Genomic DNA, 16,510 nt, shown 5'->3' with positions numbered 1-16,510 from the left:
GTTGCTTATGTCGGGTGTTACTGACTTTTACCGTTTCATTATCAGCATTCCGGTGGCTGACCGCCCGCCGCATTTGCGCAATTGCTTGGAAAGCATTTTCCAGCTGGGTGAGCGTTATGCTTATCGCGGCGGTATGACGATCGTGGTTGCGGAAGACAGTCGTGAACCGCCGCATATCGACGCGCACAAGGCGTTAGTAGCGAAGTATTGCGCGAAAGGCTTGGACGTTATTCATTTCGATTTGCCCGAACAATATCAGGTATTGCAAAGCATCCCGGCAGCGCAGCGCCAGCAGTTGGGCAGGGTGCTGACCACGCAACCGGCTGAACGCTTTTACCGTAAGGGGCAGGCCGCCAACCGCAACCTCAGCTACCTGAAAATGCTGCAACTCACTGAGGATAAAGAGCGCACCCTGTATTATCTGGTGGATAGCGACCAGTTGTTTTTGCCGGAACTGGATTATTTTCACCACATCAACCAGATTTTCCAAACCAACGACATTGCGATGCTGACCGGGAAACTGGTGGGCGACCCGCCGGTATCGCCTGCGGTGATGGCGGCTAATTTTCTGGATGACGTGACCGCTTTTCTGCATGAAATCGCTGGGCTTGCGCCGCAATCTGACTGCCAGTTCCACCGTGACACGCCCTTGCCGGGGGATGCGGCTTATCACGACATGGCGAACATGTTTGGCTTTAAGCAGCAGGTAGATCATTTTGACTACCGTTGTCCGTTAACGGGGGCGCATGACCATACGGCTTGTTTGGCGACCTTTGCGGGGCGTTTGCAGGCGTTCTTTTTTGGGGAACATCTGACCCGCAAAACGGCGTTTCAGCCTGATAGCGCTGTGACAGCACTGGCTCCGGCACGCACGATTTACCCCGGTAACTACATCGTCAATTTTGAGGGGCTGAAGTACATTATTCCGTTTGGGCATTTGCGGCTGCGGATGTCGGGGCCGACAGCGGGGCGTTTGATTCAGGCTGAAATCGGCGCACGTTTTGTGTCGGCCAACTTGCCGATGTTGCACAAGCGCACGACCGCTGAGGACGAAGGATTCCGCCCCGGTGTGGAACAGCAGCATGATGCCGCGATGGATATTTCAGACGAGTTTGAACGCCAGTTTTTTGGCGATTTGATGCTGTTTTCGGTGGTGGAATGGTTCAAGCACTACGACCTGACGCAATTAGCGGATGGCGAACGTTTGCAGCAGGTGGTGGATAAGGTGGAAGCCGACATGCTGGCTTTGTATCGGGCGAAGCATCAGGCGGTGAATAGCCGTCGCCGCGAGCTTGAAACGTGGGTCAAGGCGCAACAAGGCTGGGCTGGAACGCCTGCGTTGTACCAGATCACGCAATTCCTGCGCAATATTGAGCTGAATTTCGGGGATGAGGCCAAGGCTTGGCAACAGATTCAGTCTGAATCACACCGGCAGGGGCGCAAGCAGCAGATTGTTGATGCGTTGCTGCATTATTGCGGTGAGCGGTTAGTGTGGGATCAATTGTTTCGGTAAGACGAAAAACTTCAGGGTGCGATTTAATGCACCCTGAAGTTGATAGTAAACCCGTTACCGGATTAACGAATGCGTAGGCGTTGACCTGCAAAAATTGTGTCGCCCCGCAGGTGGTTCAGGCGTTTCAGCGTGGAAACTCGTGTGCGGTATTTATGGGCAATCCCGCTGAGTGTATCACCCCGATGAACACGAATGAAGCGTGCTTTCTGCGGGTGCTGTTGCATGGGTTTTTGCTGTGGAGACTGCTTCATTGGCATTTGCTGTTGCGCACTCTGCATCGGTTTTTGTTGAACCGGATCAGAGCCTTTTGCAAAAGTAGCTCCCCCCATTGTTAGCAGGATTGCAGTAGTTAACGCAGTTACGATGAAATGACGTGGTTTCATGATTGTTCTCCTTAATTTGGTTATTGACTATCTAGCCTCACTTTTAAGTTTAGACCACGCTGAATATAAAGTTGGGATTTGAAGTGTAAAGTTATGTAAAGCATCTGCTTTATTGGTGTTTTAGCGTCTATAAGTAAGATTGAATAGTGAGTCTGTAAGGAGAAATGATCATGAATAAAAAGTGGCTTTTATTGACAATAGCATCAATGTTTTCTGCGGGTGTGGCTGCGGATGATTATACCTGTCCATTATCGCTGGATATTCAAGCAAAGCTGGTATCTGAACCAGCCGACTGGTCTGGCATGTATGAAAAAAGTTCTGGCGAAATTGTTACGGCGGATGGCAATGAAATCCGTGATACGGTTGATCTGGTAGAGATTGCGCTCTACGCGGGTGAGCCTAAAGATCAGGCTCCACTAGAACCAGACAATGCGGACAGCCTTGCCGAAGAAGGCGGCGATAGCTTGTGGTCTTTTGGCTCTGTGGCTGAGCAGAATAAAAATCCGCTCTATGTTGCCTGTCATTATGAGGGTTCTAGTATGGGGGTGTTCAAGAAAATGACAGCTCCGGTTAAATCTTGCACTTGGCACTTTACCCCGGATGCGGCAAACAATGTCCTGACATGTACGCCTGAAAAACCATCTTGAGCATTGGGTTCGTTGCTGACCCTCGATTTTCAGATCTTCGAGGGGTCAGCATTGGTGGGCGTTTAAAGTATACCTACACGCCGGAGAACAAATCACTGGCTATCAGGCATTCACGTCAACGACAACCCGCCCACGAACCTGACCGTCTAGCAGTTTAGTAGCCATGGGAATAGCCTCTGCTAGACCGATTTCATTAGTAATGAGGTTCAGTTTGGCAATATCCAGATCTGTTCCCAGACGTTGCCAAGCGATAAGACGCTCAGCGCGTGGACACATAACGCTATCAATTCCCACAAGCGTCACCCCGCGCAAGATAAAGGGTGCAACAGTCGCAGGAAAATCCATACCACCCGCCAAACCACACGCAGTCACCACGCCACGGTATTGGGTAGCAGCGCACACATTCGCCAAGGTATGGCTACCGACGACATCGACCGCCCCTGCCCAACGTTCCCGAGCCAGTGGTTTACCAGCGGATGAGAACGCCGACCGCTCCAGAACTTCGCTAGCACCCAGGCGCTTAATGTAGGCATTCTCTTCTGGACGCCCACTTACACCAACAACGGTATAGCCCAGTTTTGACAAAATGGAAACAGCAACGCTACCCACACCGCCAGCAGCTCCAGTCACCAGTATTTCCCCCTTGTCCGGTGTCACGCCGTGACGCTCAAGCGCTAGCACACACAACATAGCCGTATAGCCAGCCGTACCTATAGCCATGGCCTGCTGCGGTGTAAATTGAGACGGCAAGGGAACCAACCACTCACCGTTCAAACGCGCCTTCTGAGCCAAGCCCCCCCAATGACCTTCGCCAACACCCCAACCATTCAGCAATACGGCATCGCCGACGCTATAGGCCGGGTGGCTGGTCTCTTCAACTGTACCAACCAAATCAACACCGGGAACCATCGGAAACTTGCGGACAACCGGCCCCTTGCCGGTAATGGCAAGACCGTCTTTGTAGTTGAGGGTTGAATGACTGACCCGTACTGTCACATCGCCTGCGGGAAGTTGCGACTCATCAACCTCCTTAAGGTTTGCCCGGTAGCCCGTTTCGTCCTTCTCAATCATGATGGCTTTAAACATATATCACGCCTCGCTAAATTAGACTGATCGTCTATAAAAAGATAAAAAATTACCGGCGTTGTAACCCGGTGAAAAAAACATCAGAAAAAATGCGCAAAGCAGTAGGTTGACGCTCAAGTTTTGCCCGCAACACCGCCCCTTCCCAGCCAATCCAGAAAAAGGCGGCTTGTTGCTCGCAGTCAATGTCCGGTGGAATCTCACCAGCCACTTGCGCCGCTAACAAACAACGCTCTACCCGTTCCTGCCAGTCGGTAAATACCGCGCTCAAGCGCTCACCAAAGGATGCCGGTAGCGCCCCCATTTCCTGACCAAGATTGCCAATCAAACAGCCACGTGTATAACCGTATTTAGCCATCCCGGACTGAGCATCCGCAACAAAGGCTTTCAAGCGCTCAAGCGGTGAGAGTGACTCATCATCCAAATGGTGCTGCAACTTGCGTGCGAAATAGGCACCGTACCGCGCAATCAATTCAGCACCAAAGGCTTCCTTGCTCTCGAAATAATGATAGAACGACCCCTTCGGGATACCGACACGCCGCAAAATTTCGTCAATACCTGTCGCACTGAAACCTTTCTCCGTCAAAACCTCGACACCTGCACGCAGAAGCATTTCGCGAGTATCGAACTGTTCATCCAATCGCTTGGGTGGCCGACCACGGCGACGGATATTAGTGCTGTGTTTTTCCATCCCGTCAATATTAGACCGATCGTCTAGTTAAATCAAGGCGTTTTCCCCTAAAAACGCTGTTGTCAAATCAATGCATCTAACCTAGCTCACACATTTTTTTTAAAAACACCCAAGACATTTTCATTATTGCGCCAGATGCATCGCAGGCTAACCCGGCTAAAATCGGGTTAGCCTGCTTTTGCATTCGACCTTACCAGTAAGTGCCTTTGCCGCCTTGGGTTTGGGTGGCAGCTTGCGTCACGCTATTGGCAACGCCTGCTTTACGCATCAGGTCGGCAAGTTCGCGTTGCTGCGCGGGATTGTGGCAAGCGGCAGTCGCTTTGTCGTACAGGCTTTTGGCTTTGTCGGCATTGCCCCATTTTTGCGCCAGTTCTGCCATGTAGGCGAAATGGAAATGGCTTTCGGCCTTGGCTTCGCCTTTGTCCAGAATTTGCTGGGCTTGGGTGTCGTCACCGAGGTGTTCCTTGACTACTTTCGCCAGCTTGTTGTACTCGAAAGTACTGGCGCTGCCCGCATCCAGCTTGTCGAGTTGGGCGCTGTAGAATTTCTGCGTCCATTCCTTGCCGAAAGCGGTGTCGCTGAGCTGCTTGCTGACGGTTTCGCCGAGGCTGCGTACTTGCGCGAACGTGTTGCTGTGGCTGGCAGCCAAGTCCAGCAAACGCGCCAGCCATGTTTTGTCTTTCACCAGATTGCCAACCGCAACGATCAGCGGCTGGTAGGCGGCAAAGCTGAAGGTGTTTGCCTGCATCTTTTCTTCGGCAGTGGTCAGCAACTGGGTGGCGTAGGAGGTATCTTCCAGTTCTTCGACCACGGTACTGGCTAGCGTAATGAACTGGCCGGGGCGTGTCAGGGTTTTTTCCTGATTCTGGAATTCGGTGTAACGCGCTTGGCTGGCTTCACGTTTGGCCAGTTTCGCGCCGATACGCTCGTTGCGCTCGGTGTCATCAGCCAGCAATTGCTTGGATGCGTTGGCGAGTTTGCGCATTTCGTCCAGTGAGCTGACGTTGGCTTCGGCTTTGTCGAGTGCCTGTTCTACCACGGTGTTGTCGCCGGGGGTGAGCTTTTGGGCGCGTTGGGCAACGTCCAGCACTTGGGCATTGGTTTCGGTCAACTCCAGCGCTTTTTGCAGGGAAGTGGCAGCAAGGGCGGCATCCGCCGGGTTTTTGGCAAGCGCTTCGAGGATGCTGGTGGCATCGGTGTAGACTTTGCAAGCGTCCACGGCTTTGGCGTACAGCGCATTGGTTTTGGCGGGGTCTTGCAGGTTGGCGTTGACTTCGCCTGCCAGTGTGACCAGCGCGGCGGCAGTGGTGGCCTTTTCTTCGGCAGCAGCATACAGGCTGGCTACTTTGTCTTTGTCGCCGAGGTTGTCGTTGACCGCTTTTGCCAGCATGGCGATGTCAGCCGGGTTGCTGAGTTTGCTGGCGAGCTTGTCGTATGCTTTGCCTGCGATGCTTTTGTCATCCATGTTGGCGGCAACGGAGCCCGCGAGTTTCAGCAGGTCATCTTTGTTGCTGAATTCGTTGAGGGCAACGTTGTACATGTCGGCAGCAGTGGACTGGTCGCCGAGCAAGCTGGCGTAGCCGGTAGCAAGGTCGAGGTTTTCTTCGCCGCTCATGGCAAAGTTTTTGCCTTGTTCGAGCAGGTCTTCGGCTTTGGCTTTGTCGTCGAGCAGGTTGATGAAACCGCCCGCGAGCGCAACAAACTGACCGGGGAACATGCAGCCGCTTTCAGCATCGGCGAGGGTGGCGGCGACCTCTTTATCATCCCCAAACAAGTCCTTCAGACCCTTGGCGAAGTCGACCACATCGGTGGTGTCATTGCTGGAAGGTGCCGCTTTTTTGAAGACCATCAGCGCGGTAGTGGGGTTGCCGCTGTTTTTGATGTCGGTCGCCAGTTTCTGGTAATCGGCAATGCTTTTGCAGTTGGCGGTGACTTTGCTGAACAGCTTGTTGGCTAATTCGTTGTCTTGCAGAGCATCCTGAACATACCCGGCATAAGACAGTAATTCGGTGGTGTTGGTGGTTTCGGCAATGGCCTCTTCCAGCAGGGCGCGGCCTTTGTCGCGGTCGCCGAGGTATTTGGCAATGCTGTAGCCAGTTTCGGCTTTTTCTTTGGCATCAAAGCAGCTATTTGCAGCTTCGTCATACAGGGCGGCGGCTTTGTCGTGATCACCGGCGGCCACATAGCCTTCGGCAACGGCTACGTAATGATCGGGGAAGGAGCAGTTGGATTCGCCTTTTGCCAGCAGTTCTTTGGCGTAGTCCAGATCGGCTGGTTCTGCGGCTGCCTGTTTGGCGAGTGCTGCGTAAGAGGCTGCGTCGTTGCAGGCGGATGCTTGTGCGCTGAGTTCTTCCCGAGTTGCCATAGTTCCTCCAAAGGCGATTAATGCGATAGTTGCGAGTAGGTGTTGTTGTAAAGCAAATCGGCGTTGGGTTCAAGTGGGATGCTTGCCCTATCCGTTGATAGGAGGATGTTGTCTGCCTGTCTGATGATGATTGTCATGTCTCAGGCGCTTGGGTTAAGAACTTAAGTGCCAAACTAGGCATAAACTTTATAAGCGGAGAATTCAACATGACAGCTATAACACAAGGAAGTGGGGTTCGGGATAGCCAACCCAACAACCAGACATCCAGCAGCAGCTCATCCTCACAGGTGACGACGGCGACCTCTACAGCACTCAAGAACGCCGTTACGGGCATTCAGGATCAGGCGCGTAACCCGCTGGGTGGCAACAATGATGCGTTGATGGCACTTATCCAGCAACTGATTGATCAGCTTGGCAAAGGTTGCAGGCCAAAACCCCCCACGCCGGTAGACAAGCCGCTGGAGCTGAGCAAGCAACAGGATGCAGCAATCCGTGAGCGTTTCAATATCGGTGGTTCACTGACCTATGAAGTGCTGGATAGCAAAAAGGATGGCAAGCTGAGCGCAGGCGATACGTTGGTGATTTCTGGTGGGATTACCGGCGGGGAAATTTCCCGGCAGAAGCTGACAGCTAAAGATGTGAAAGCCATTAACAGTGGTGGCACGACTTCCACGGCGCAACAACAACTGAATACTAATCTCAAGAAGTGGGATTCGTTGGGTATCAGCGATTATTCTTTGACGTTCCAGCGCAGTTGTTTCTGCACACCGGAGTCGACGCGTCCCATTAATATTCAAGTGCGGGATGGTAGCGTCACCGAGGCACGTTACGCGGATACTGGGGAACTGATTCCTGATGATCGGCAATACAATAAACAGTCGGTGTATAACCTGAATGGGGATGGCCTATTTAATCTCGTTCAGCAGGGTATCAACAGTGGTGCGGCGCAAGTCGATGCAACGTATGACAAGCAATTCGGCTTGCCAACCTCGATCTACATTGATCAGATCGGGCAAGCAGTGGATGACGAGGTGAGTTATACGATTTCCAACTTCCAGCCTGAGCCAGTCTTTACGACGTTGGCGGTGGGTGAAGAAGACGGCGGTGGTATTACGCCTGGCCCAATCAAGCCACCGGTAGAACCACCGATTGCGACCACACTAGCGATTGGTGAGGAAGATGGTGGTTTCACTAACGAGCTGCCTATCTATCTTGGCCCTCCTATCAAGGCGGATTAATAAATGGCAAACAGAACCCGATTGTTATTAGCAGGTGGTGATACTGACCCCCAGATGGTGCGTCTGTTGAAACGGGCGGCGCTGCATGGTATTCCGGTGCATAGCCTGCTGACTGGGCAATCGGGTTCCCCGCGCCTGCATTGGGACATTCGCCAGAATCGCTTGCTGGATGATGGTGAAGGTGTGCAGGTATCTGCCGCTTTCATCCGTCAGGATGTGTTTGCTTACCTGAAAAGCAATGATGTGCAGGATAATGCTTTGGCGCGGGAATGGTTCGTTACGGTATCCGGCTGGTTGTTAAGCTCGCCGGATATTACGGTGTGTAACCGCCGTTTTCTGGCGTGCGGGGGCGTTAACAAGCCGCATGTGTTGCGGCTGGCGCTGGAACTGGGTTTTAACGTGGCGGATACCTATATCAGCAATGATATTCCCGCGATGGATCAACTGCACGACAGCGGTGACTGGATAGTGAAACCCGTCACGGGGGGGGCCTATTGTACCGTGCTCGACAAGCATGAAGGGCAGGGCAATACGATTCTGTCGTATCCACAAATCGTGCAGCGTCGTCTGGAACAACCTGAGATGCGGATATTCCGTATCGGTCACGAGTGGTTCGGGTTTCGGGTGGTGTCGGATGCGCTGGATTACCGCAGTTCTGCCGCCACACGCATGGCAGTGGTTATGCCGCCCGGCGATCTGGTTGAAAAGCTGGCAAAGCTCTCCGACCATTTAGGGCTGACGTTTGCTGCCGCCGATTTCAAGACGGATGTGGTGAGCGGCGAACTGCAATTTCTGGAAATCAATACCAACCCAATGTTTGCGGGTTTCGATCAGGTAGCAGCAGGGGCGCTGAGTGACGCCCTGCTACGGCATTTGGGGGTGTTGCCTTAAGCCTGTTTGACGAAACTCAGGAAAAACGTCACGGGTACGGCATTGCTAATGCTGCTGACTGCGCCAATTTCCCGCAAAATCGTCAAGCCGCCTGCCAGATCAAAGTCTGCCGCATTCAACAAAACCGGGGCAACGGTGACGACTTGCACGGTGTCGCCCACTTCGGTAATCGCCACGGTGGCGGGAATGTCTTTTTTGACCCCATGCAGATCCAGCGTGACGTTCACGGTCTGGATGCCGGGATTGATCCCGGTTTTGCTCAAGTCAACGCTGACCGTCGCATTGGGAAAGGTTTTAGTATCAAACAGATGGTCGCGCATCCGCTGGTCGCGGATGTCGATATTGGTGCTCAGGCTGGCCAAATCAATATTCAATGAACCCTGACCGGCTGTGGTGATGAGGCCAGTCAGATTTTTGAAGGTGTTGGTTTCGGCGATATTCTCTTTCTTGATCGAGACAAAATACAGGGCGGATTTGCTGTTATCCAGCGTCCAGTCAGCGAAGGCAGAACCAGAGAGCAGGGCGAAAGTCAGGGCAGTTGCCCCCAGCAGTTTCAATACGTGTTGCATCAGATATATCCCTCGTCATTGTTGGCGTTTCGGCTATTGTACCTTAACTTAAAAGTCGATACTTAGCATGGCTTTCAAGCCTTCGATATTGACCCGTTCAATTTTATGGTCATGGACAGCGATCAGCCCTTGCTTTGTCAGTGCTATACCCACAAATCTCCGGCAAGTAAACGCTGGACATGTTTTGACAAAAAGTGCTTTTTTATCAAATTGGTGCAATGCCCGTGCGGGTTTGCTTGATACACATCAAGGCATGAAGGCGGGTATGGGTGTAACTTCAAAGTGTCCCCTGAGGTGGGGTTTGATATTCAAGTTATTAGAAAAAACGATAAGTCAGGGTGCGATTGGGCAGGTTCAGGATTATTACAAGTAGGTTGTATGAATGCAGGTTTGCTGGGTCGCATGTTTGGTGGTGCTGTCGCCGAAGTCATGGGCGGGTCAGTAGCCACGGAGCAGCAGAAGTTTATCGCTTTCACTAATCAATAGGCAGCGCAATACATCCGACGAACGTTTTGAGGTGGTTGTGTCTTCAATGGGGTTGGTTCTACCGTTTGTCGGATATATCCGTCAGTTTCGTGATGGCTCGGTTTTGAGGGAGATTCTGGTTGATTTAGGTCAATCATTCTCAGGTTTTACGCGCTATCATCAGCGCAATTATTGAAAATTCTAATGGGATCACAGATTCCCACCACACTAAGGAGATTTAAGCATGGCTATTAGCAAGGCAGTGCAGCGCGGCACATTAATTTACATCTACGATCAGGACGGTCAGGCAGTCACTTCGATTTCTGCTCCGAGTCGATGGCCTACCGATGGTCTGAAGGCTTATACCGCCAGCTCGATCAGCGTGCAAAAAGGCTCGTTGCTGTACGCTTATAATAAGCAGGGACAGCAGACGGGCATTACATCACTGAATGTAAAGTAACCCGCCTCGAAATTGCCGCCCATACCGAGAATGGTGGGGCGGGTCGTCGTTGGATTGATGTGCTGTACCCGTGGCGCTCAAATATCAGGAATGAGGCGGCTTAAACGCCAATTATAGATTGCTGCGGGTGTTAACTGACGTAGCCCCTCAGCTTCAAGTGCCAGCTTTTCAACGCCCACAATGGCAGGGCGCTTGCTTAATGCTAAAGCCCTTCGTGCAGCGGCAGCAGTCTTATGGGCATCACTGTTATTATTCGAGGCAGGTCTGGTCGGTGTTGCGGAGGTTGGCACGTTTGCATTTGGCGTCGTCGATTCTGCCCATGCGCCAGTATTCACCAGCAGGGTCATGCTAAACGCGAGAGACGTTAATGTCAGGGTTTTCATCATTACTCTCCTTCATCAATTATTGGGTAATAGGGCTATAAGTGCTGCTGTAATGCGAGCTTTGAGTGGTGGCTTTGTAAGCCGTCAATCCGGTGTTATTGGGTTGATCCAATGCCCAGTTTAGCTCCTTGTTGATATTGAACCAGCTAACGGCGCGGATGGCGGGGTAAGATTCTTCAATACGGGTGAACATATTCGCAACCCAAGCTTCTTTGCTTTCATGGCGGTCAGTGTCATTACCATTTTGGCCGTAATTAGGGTTGGGTAAGTCGCTTGGTTCGGGAGCACCGACTTCGGCAATAAGAATGGGTTTGCTTGGGTAGTTGTCAATCAGCTTGTTATAGGGTGCGCTGAATACTTCATCAAAGCTTTTCCAACTGGAAAAGGAGTAATTACTGCCCCAGTTATAACCATCCAGTGATGTCCAGTCGACATAAGCGTCACCAGGATAATAACGGGTTATATCTTTAACGGAATCTACGTCGGCATTATTGGCGCACCAGACCCATTCGATATAAGGGTTAATACCAGCTTGTTCAAAGCGGTCATGAATATGCTGCCAAGCTGCCTTGAAGTTTTCCGGGTCATTGCCCCACGGATACCAGTTGCCATTGAATTCATGTCCGAACCGCAACATGATGTTTGAATGGGAACCAGCCGGTACGCCGGAGCGCCACCATTTGAAACCGTTGATCCAACGGTCGATATACGCATCCCACTGCCCGGCGGCAATTTCCGGTAGCAGGTTGGCATTCAGGCGGGTAGAAGTGGCGGGCATCCACGAAATCAAAGGTACGCCGCCCCGGGAAATAATATTGTCTGACTGGTACTTCAAATAGCCCCAGTGATAGTCAAAATTAGTAAATAAATTCGTCACTGCCATCGGTTTTCCCGTGGCTAAATTAAATTCATCCATTGCACTGAGAGACCAGCCATCGCTTTTAACATAGGCACCAAGCATGGTATCTGCTTGAATGGCGGGTGGAGTGCATAACGCCGCTGCGACGATAGCACCGAGAATGAGCCGGTTGCTCATGGGGACACCTCATTATTGTATTATTGGGGGTTTGAATTTTTCTATTAATAAATAATATAGGTAAATTGCTACTATTAATAGTGTTTTCGCCAAGGTGAACCAATAGCTTTTGGTCTGTTTGTAACCCATGAGGGTTACTGTGGTGATTTATACCCCACCGCTATGCACGATTTCGTAATAAACCTTCTCAAGCTCATTTTTGTGCTTGGTTTCCTCATTGGCAAGGAACAGGAACAGGTCGTGAATCGGCCCCGGTTCTGTGCTCTGCGCCAATGAGTGATACTGTTCCATCGCCGCGTGTTCGCGCATCAAGGCATATTGCAGCACAGCCTGATCATCGGGCTGCTCGCCGAGGTCGGGTAACTGAATGCAATCGGAAAATTTGTGATCACTGACCGGACGTTCGATCTCGGCTTTCAGTTGCCCACCAATATCATCTCGCGCCGCCAGTTCCGTAAACAGGTCGTAATGGCGCTGTTCTTCTTCCGCCAGTTCCTGCACCAGCCAGCGGATATTTTTGCGTACCTTGGGGGCGAGGTCAGCATAAAAATCGCGGGCAGTACGCTCAAATTCGGTGGCGACTTCGAGGATTTCCCCGAGTGTGGTTTTGCTTTTCAGCCTGTTGATGCTGGCTTCGCTCATGATTTTACCTCCTGCTGGGTGAATACGCGGTCGATGCTGGCGGCGACGCGGTGTCCGTCGGCAACGGCGTTGATGACATCCGGGCCTTTGACGCAATCGCCTGCTGACCAAAGCCAGTGTTCGGACGTGCGCCCGTTGCGGTCGATCTGGATGCGGCCACGGTTCCATTCCAGCTTTTCGGTGAGGGTATCGCCGAGCAAGCTGACATCCGCCATTTGACCGATGGCCTCAATCACCATGTCGCCTTCATGAATCTGTTCGTCGGATTCGTCGTATTTTGGGGCGAAACGGTGCTCTTCGTCGAATATCGACAGGACTTTCCAGGTTTTTAGGCCGAGCAGTTTGCCGTCGTCGTCAATGACGCAGGCTTGCGGGCCACGGCTGTCGAGAATGTTGACCTGCTCTTCGCCGGATTCCTTGATTTCTACCGGGTCGGCGAGGAAGTGCGCCTTGTCTTCCAGTGCCGTCAGGGTGACGCGGATTTCGCCATGTTGCTGCAATTGCAGACGTGCCATGCTGCGGGCAATGTCCATTGCCACGTTGCCGCCGCCGATCACGACTAGGGATTTGGGCACTTCGATCTTTTCACCGGCAGTAATCTGGCGCAACAGGTCAACGGCCTTGCGTACCTGCGGATGGTCGGAACCGGGGATGCGGGTGGAACGCCCCTGATGCAGGCCGATTGCTAGCATCACCGCGTCGTAATCACTTTCCAGTTGCTGCATGGCAATGTCTGTGCCAACGCGCTGGTTGTATTTGATGTCGACACCCATCGCGGTGATCACGGCAATGTCCCGGTCCAGCGCATCGTAGGGCAGGCGGTATTCGGGGATGCCGTAGCGGGTCATGCCGCCGCCAGCCGCCTGCGCTTCAAACACCGTAACCGCGTGGCCTTTGCGGGCAAGGTCAAACGCAGCCGTCAAACCAGCCGGGCCAGCACCCACAACGGCGACTTTCTTGCCAGTTGGTGCAGCAGGTTTGCCGATCAGCTCAATGACCTTTTCCTGCGGAACCTGATCAATGATGTGGCGCTTGAGCCAGCGGATAGCGATCGGGTCGCCTTCGTGACGTGACGCGCAGGAATCTTCGCAACGGTGGGTGCAAACCCTGCCGCAGACCTGTGAAAACGGGTTGGTTTCATACAGCAATTGCACGCCGCGTTCATAATCGCCGTCGCGTACCGCCTGAATGTATTGGGGAATCGCCATGTGCGCCGGGCAGGTGGCAATGCACAGCCCGCAGGATACACAGCGGTCTGCTTCCAGTTTGGCCTGTTCGATGCTGTAACCGTGGACGATTTCGACAAAGGAGTCGATCCGCGCTGCTGGCTCCAGTTCCGGCATCTCGATGCGCTCAACCGGCATCAGGTGCTTTTCTTCGTGGCGCTGGTAGCCGAGCTCGGCATTGTCCCAATGCTTCTTGTCCACGCCGGGCATGTAGAGGTATTTGTCGGGGTCGCTCTCGATCCACTTGTATTCGTTGGACATGGTGAGCGAGCCGGTCATGCACACATCCACGCACAGCGCACACCAGCAGCAGCGCCCGTAGTCGATGCGTGGGCGCAGGCCGGAATCGCCTTGCACGGTGGGAATACCTTCCACCGGCAGCATGTCGATTGCGCCGTTCTGGCAAATGGTTTCGCAGGTGCCGCAACCGATGCATTTACTCATGTCGTTCTGGTGGAAGCCGCGATAACGGGCGGAACCGGGGCGCTCGTTGAGCGGGTCTTTAATCGTTACCGGGTCGCGAAACAGGTTTTTCCACGCGGTAAACGGGGAGATAACGTCACGGATACTCATCTTTCGATCTCCGGTGGATAGGTGTGCAGTGACACCAGCAGGGCAGCGACATCCGAAATATTGGTGTTCACCACCATGCGTTCAAACAGGGCGATGGAATGGGTGTAGGACGGCCCGCGCACATTCACCCGGCGCGGGTAGCCGCTGCCATCGGTAACGAGGTAATAGCCGTATTCACCGCGCGAACATTCGCCACGCACATAAGTTTCGCCGCGCGGGATTTTCCAGTGCAACACGTTGGGCAACGCTGCCATCACGTCGCCGCTTTTGGGCATTTTCACCAGTATCTGCCGGATCAAATCGACTGACAGCAACAGGTCGCGGCGGCGCACATCGGCACGGGTGTAAATGTCGGAATCCTTGCCGGTGACGATCTCGAAATCGAGTTCGGGGTAGACCAGATAGGGCTGATCCTTGCGCACATCCTTGGCGACTCCAGCGGCACGGGCATTGGGGCCGGTGATGCCGTAACTGTCTACCCAGCCGGGTTCGATCACGCCGACACCGACGGTGCGTTTCTTGAATACGGCGTTGTGGAACATGACGCGCTCGACATCGGCCATCACGCTTTCGATTTCCTGCAAGGTGTCTTCCATGCGCCCGGCGAAACCGTCCGGCAGCCGGTCACGCACCCCGCCGGGCAGGATGAACATGTGGTAGATGCGAGCGCCAGTCAGTTCCTCGAAACGGTCGAGCATCAGGTCGCGCACGTAGGTTGTCCATTGCCCGATCACGCCGAGGCCGAGTGCGCCCGCTTGTCCGCCGAGGTACATCAGGTAGCTGTTGAGCCGCCCCATTTCGAGGATCATGGCGCGGATCCATTTGGCCATTTCCGGTGCTTCCAGCCCAGCGAGTTCTTCGACGGCGGCGGCGTAGCAGTATTCGTTGAAATCCGGTTCCGGTACGCAAATACGGCAAACGATGGGGAAGCACTGCATGAAGGTGCGGCGTTCCATCAGCTTTTCAAAGCCGCGATGCAGGTAGCCGACGTGGGTTTTGCCTTCTACCACTTCGTCGCCGCACACGGTCAGCTCAATCGCCATATTGCCGGTAATGCCGGGGTGCTGCGGGCCTTGCCATAGCTTGAGGTATTTGCCGGAGGTCAGGTCAATGTCCAGCGTGCCGTCGGCTTTCTTTTGTGGGTACTGGCTACGGTCTAGTTCAAACATCGCCTTTGTCCCCGTACAGTTGTTGTTTCATGTGCGCCGCCGGGTCGCGGGTTTCGCGTCCGGGGCGGTCACGGTAAGTTTTGCGGGCATATTCCAGTGTGTCGAAATCGCGCCGGTAGGGGGGCATATCGTTCCAGCCTTCCAGAATGAATTCCTCGTTGACGCGCGGGCTGCCGGGGAAGTCGATGCCGAACATTTCACGCAGTTCGCGCTGGTAAGTACTGGCGGCAGGCCACAGGTCGTGGATGCTTTCCATGCTGGCCTGATCACGCGGAATCATGACCCGCAAGCCCACATCCTGACATTTGGTGCGATTGTTGAGCAGGTAAGTGAGCTGGAATTGCCCCTCTTCCAGCCAGTCCACCGCCGTTAGCAGCACCAGATGGGAAAAACCTTCGTGGTCGCGCAGGTAACGCAGCAGCGGGTACAGCCGCACCGCTTCCAGCGTGATGAACGCCAGATTGTCACGTTGCGCGGTAAATTCGCCCAGCGGGAAGCGTTGTTTCAAGGTGTCGTAAAGTGCCTGCATAACCATCACCAGTTGTAGTCCGGCATATCCCAATCGTGGATGACGCTTTTCTGGTTTGCCTTGTACCATGCAAAGTTCTCGGCATATTGATTAGCGCCTTCCGCTTTGCCTGCGCGGATAATCTTTTTCAGTTCTTCAAACCCGGCGAGCAAGGCTTCCGGGCGCGGCATACAGCCAGCGATGTACACATCCACCGGCAGGTAATCGTCCAGCCGCTTGATGGTGTTGTAGGAATCCCAGTACATGCCGCCGTTGATGGTGCAGGAACCCAGTCCCACCACGTATTTCGGCCCTTGCATCTGCTCGTAGGAGCGGATCACGCGCTTGAGCGTTTTCACCGACAAATAGCCGGAAATCACGAACAAATTGGACTGCCGAGGCGTCGCCCGCCACTGAATGCCATAACGGTAAGCGTCGAAACGCGGTGTCATCAGTGGGCGCATTTCAATCGCCCCGCAGCCGGTGCCGAAACCCAGAATCCACAGCGACTCGGAACGTGCCCAGTTGAACAGCTTTTCGATAATCGCGGTGTAAGCGGGCGGCTGTACTGTCGGGCCTTCCTGACAGTAATAATCCAGCAGCGGCTCGATCTCGATTTCCTGACCATCAGGCGTTTTCACGATACGTTTGAGTAATTCTTCTTTCAT

At 53.4% G+C, this 16,510-nt stretch carries 17 protein-coding genes; 5 read left to right on the top strand and 12 right to left on the bottom strand.

Annotation, left to right across the window (positions count from 1 at the left end):
- Window positions 1-7 precede the first annotated feature (7 nt).
- Window positions 8-1,513: a hypothetical protein gene (locus tag J9253_RS10860; protein ID WP_210221033.1), complete on the top strand. Its 1,506-nt coding sequence runs from the start codon at window positions 8-10 to the stop codon at window positions 1,511-1,513.
- Between the two features lie 62 nt (window positions 1,514-1,575).
- On the opposite strand, the gene J9253_RS10855 is transcribed toward J9253_RS10860, so the two are convergent.
- Window positions 1,576-1,896 (bottom strand): LysM peptidoglycan-binding domain-containing protein, encoded by a 321-nt coding sequence (locus J9253_RS10855; protein WP_210221032.1) that lies wholly within the window; start codon window positions 1,894-1,896, stop codon window positions 1,576-1,578.
- Window positions 1,897-2,066: 170 nt separating this feature from the next.
- Between J9253_RS10855 and J9253_RS10850 the strand changes: the two genes are divergently transcribed.
- Window positions 2,067-2,543, top strand: coding sequence for an STY0301 family protein (locus J9253_RS10850; protein ID WP_210221031.1), 477 nt, complete (start codon window positions 2,067-2,069; stop codon window positions 2,541-2,543).
- Window positions 2,544-2,645: 102 nt separating this feature from the next.
- On the opposite strand, the gene acuI is transcribed toward J9253_RS10850, so the two are convergent.
- The 3 genes from acuI to J9253_RS10835 form a co-directional block, all read right to left on the bottom strand.
- A complete protein-coding gene (gene acuI / locus J9253_RS10845) occupies window positions 2,646-3,629 on the bottom strand; it encodes an acrylyl-CoA reductase (NADPH) (protein ID WP_210221030.1) in 984 nt (327 codons plus the stop codon).
- A gap of 49 nt (window positions 3,630-3,678) precedes the next feature.
- Window positions 3,679-4,317: an acrylate utilization transcriptional regulator AcuR gene (acuR, locus tag J9253_RS10840; protein ID WP_210221029.1), complete on the bottom strand. Its 639-nt coding sequence runs from the start codon at window positions 4,315-4,317 to the stop codon at window positions 3,679-3,681.
- A 190-nt stretch (window positions 4,318-4,507) separates the two neighbouring features.
- A complete protein-coding gene (locus J9253_RS10835) occupies window positions 4,508-6,682 on the bottom strand; it encodes a hypothetical protein (protein ID WP_210221028.1) in 2,175 nt (724 codons plus the stop codon).
- Window positions 6,683-6,888: 206 nt separating this feature from the next.
- Here J9253_RS10835 and J9253_RS10830 point away from each other — a divergent pair, with 206 nt between their 5' ends.
- A complete protein-coding gene (locus J9253_RS10830; protein ID WP_210221027.1) occupies window positions 6,889-7,920 on the top strand; it encodes a DUF6174 domain-containing protein in 1,032 nt (343 codons plus the stop codon).
- 3 nt (window positions 7,921-7,923) lie between these two features.
- Window positions 7,924-8,811, top strand: a complete 888-nt coding sequence (locus tag J9253_RS10825; protein ID WP_210221026.1) for an ATP-grasp domain-containing protein — start codon at window positions 7,924-7,926, stop codon at window positions 8,809-8,811.
- On the opposite strand, the gene J9253_RS10820 is transcribed toward J9253_RS10825, so the two are convergent.
- Window positions 8,808-9,380, bottom strand: a complete 573-nt coding sequence (locus J9253_RS10820) for a YceI family protein (RefSeq protein ID WP_210221025.1) — start codon at window positions 9,378-9,380, stop codon at window positions 8,808-8,810. The genes J9253_RS10825 and J9253_RS10820 overlap by 4 nt on opposite strands.
- 709 nt (window positions 9,381-10,089) lie before the next feature.
- Here J9253_RS10820 and J9253_RS10815 point away from each other — a divergent pair.
- Window positions 10,090-10,305, top strand: a complete 216-nt coding sequence (locus J9253_RS10815; RefSeq protein ID WP_210221024.1) for a hypothetical protein — start codon at window positions 10,090-10,092, stop codon at window positions 10,303-10,305.
- 77 nt (window positions 10,306-10,382) lie between these two features.
- On the opposite strand, the gene J9253_RS10810 is transcribed toward J9253_RS10815, so the two are convergent.
- The 7 genes from J9253_RS10810 to J9253_RS10780 all read right to left on the bottom strand — a co-directional run bounded on the left by J9253_RS10810 (window position 10,383) and on the right by J9253_RS10780 (window position 16,510).
- Window positions 10,383-10,691, bottom strand: coding sequence for a hypothetical protein (locus J9253_RS10810; RefSeq protein ID WP_210221023.1), 309 nt, complete (start codon window positions 10,689-10,691; stop codon window positions 10,383-10,385).
- A 16-nt stretch (window positions 10,692-10,707) separates the two neighbouring features.
- A complete protein-coding gene (locus J9253_RS10805; RefSeq protein ID WP_210221022.1) occupies window positions 10,708-11,724 on the bottom strand; it encodes a glycoside hydrolase family 26 protein in 1,017 nt (338 codons plus the stop codon).
- A 147-nt stretch (window positions 11,725-11,871) separates the two neighbouring features.
- Window positions 11,872-12,366 (bottom strand): ferritin family protein, encoded by a 495-nt coding sequence (locus J9253_RS10800; protein ID WP_228291353.1) that lies wholly within the window; start codon window positions 12,364-12,366, stop codon window positions 11,872-11,874.
- Window positions 12,363-14,165 (bottom strand): FAD-dependent oxidoreductase, encoded by a 1,803-nt coding sequence (locus tag J9253_RS10795; protein WP_210221021.1) that lies wholly within the window; start codon window positions 14,163-14,165, stop codon window positions 12,363-12,365. Before J9253_RS10795 ends, J9253_RS10800 begins: the two co-directional genes overlap by 4 nt.
- Complete coding sequence (locus J9253_RS10790) at window positions 14,162-15,334, bottom strand: NADH-quinone oxidoreductase subunit D-related protein (protein WP_210221020.1); 1,173 nt, start codon at window positions 15,332-15,334, stop codon at window positions 14,162-14,164. Before J9253_RS10790 ends, J9253_RS10795 begins: the two co-directional genes overlap by 4 nt.
- Complete coding sequence (locus J9253_RS10785) at window positions 15,327-15,863, bottom strand: NADH-quinone oxidoreductase subunit C (RefSeq protein ID WP_228291352.1); 537 nt, start codon at window positions 15,861-15,863, stop codon at window positions 15,327-15,329. The genes J9253_RS10790 and J9253_RS10785 overlap by 8 nt, the downstream gene beginning before the upstream one ends.
- A 5-nt stretch (window positions 15,864-15,868) precedes the next feature.
- Window positions 15,869-16,510 carry a NuoB/complex I 20 kDa subunit family protein gene (locus J9253_RS10780; RefSeq protein ID WP_210221019.1) on the bottom strand — a complete coding sequence of 214 codons (642 nt, stop codon included), beginning with the start codon at window positions 16,508-16,510 and terminating at the stop codon, window positions 15,869-15,871.

The sequence above is a fragment of the Thiothrix litoralis genome, from assembly GCF_017901135.1.
Lineage (GTDB): Bacteria > Pseudomonadota > Gammaproteobacteria > Thiotrichales > Thiotrichaceae > Thiothrix > Thiothrix litoralis.
This window is presented reverse-complemented; position numbering and strand designations above follow the sequence as displayed.

Coding starts and splice junctions, on each gene's coding strand:
- J9253_RS10860 (WP_210221033.1), top strand. CDS start 8: ATGTCGGGTGTTACTGACTTTTACCGTTTCATTATCAGCATTCCGGTG.
- J9253_RS10855 (WP_210221032.1), bottom strand. CDS start 1,896: ATGAAACCACGTCATTTCATCGTAACTGCGTTAACTACTGCAATCCTG.
- J9253_RS10850 (WP_210221031.1), top strand. CDS start 2,067: ATGAATAAAAAGTGGCTTTTATTGACAATAGCATCAATGTTTTCTGCG.
- acuI (WP_210221030.1), bottom strand. CDS start 3,629: ATGTTTAAAGCCATCATGATTGAGAAGGACGAAACGGGCTACCGGGCA.
- acuR (WP_210221029.1), bottom strand. CDS start 4,317: ATGGAAAAACACAGCACTAATATCCGTCGCCGTGGTCGGCCACCCAAG.
- J9253_RS10835 (WP_210221028.1), bottom strand. CDS start 6,682: ATGGCAACTCGGGAAGAACTCAGCGCACAAGCATCCGCCTGCAACGAC.
- J9253_RS10830 (WP_210221027.1), top strand. CDS start 6,889: ATGACAGCTATAACACAAGGAAGTGGGGTTCGGGATAGCCAACCCAAC.
- J9253_RS10825 (WP_210221026.1), top strand. CDS start 7,924: ATGGCAAACAGAACCCGATTGTTATTAGCAGGTGGTGATACTGACCCC.
- J9253_RS10820 (WP_210221025.1), bottom strand. CDS start 9,380: ATGCAACACGTATTGAAACTGCTGGGGGCAACTGCCCTGACTTTCGCC.
- J9253_RS10815 (WP_210221024.1), top strand. CDS start 10,090: ATGGCTATTAGCAAGGCAGTGCAGCGCGGCACATTAATTTACATCTAC.
- J9253_RS10810 (WP_210221023.1), bottom strand. CDS start 10,691: ATGATGAAAACCCTGACATTAACGTCTCTCGCGTTTAGCATGACCCTG.
- J9253_RS10805 (WP_210221022.1), bottom strand. CDS start 11,724: ATGAGCAACCGGCTCATTCTCGGTGCTATCGTCGCAGCGGCGTTATGC.
- J9253_RS10800 (WP_228291353.1), bottom strand. CDS start 12,366: ATGAGCGAAGCCAGCATCAACAGGCTGAAAAGCAAAACCACACTCGGG.
- J9253_RS10795 (WP_210221021.1), bottom strand. CDS start 14,165: ATGAGTATCCGTGACGTTATCTCCCCGTTTACCGCGTGGAAAAACCTG.
- J9253_RS10790 (WP_210221020.1), bottom strand. CDS start 15,334: ATGTTTGAACTAGACCGTAGCCAGTACCCACAAAAGAAAGCCGACGGC.
- J9253_RS10785 (WP_228291352.1), bottom strand. CDS start 15,863: ATGCAGGCACTTTACGACACCTTGAAACAACGCTTCCCGCTGGGCGAA.
- J9253_RS10780 (WP_210221019.1), bottom strand. CDS start 16,510: ATGAAAGAAGAATTACTCAAACGTATCGTGAAAACGCCTGATGGTCAG.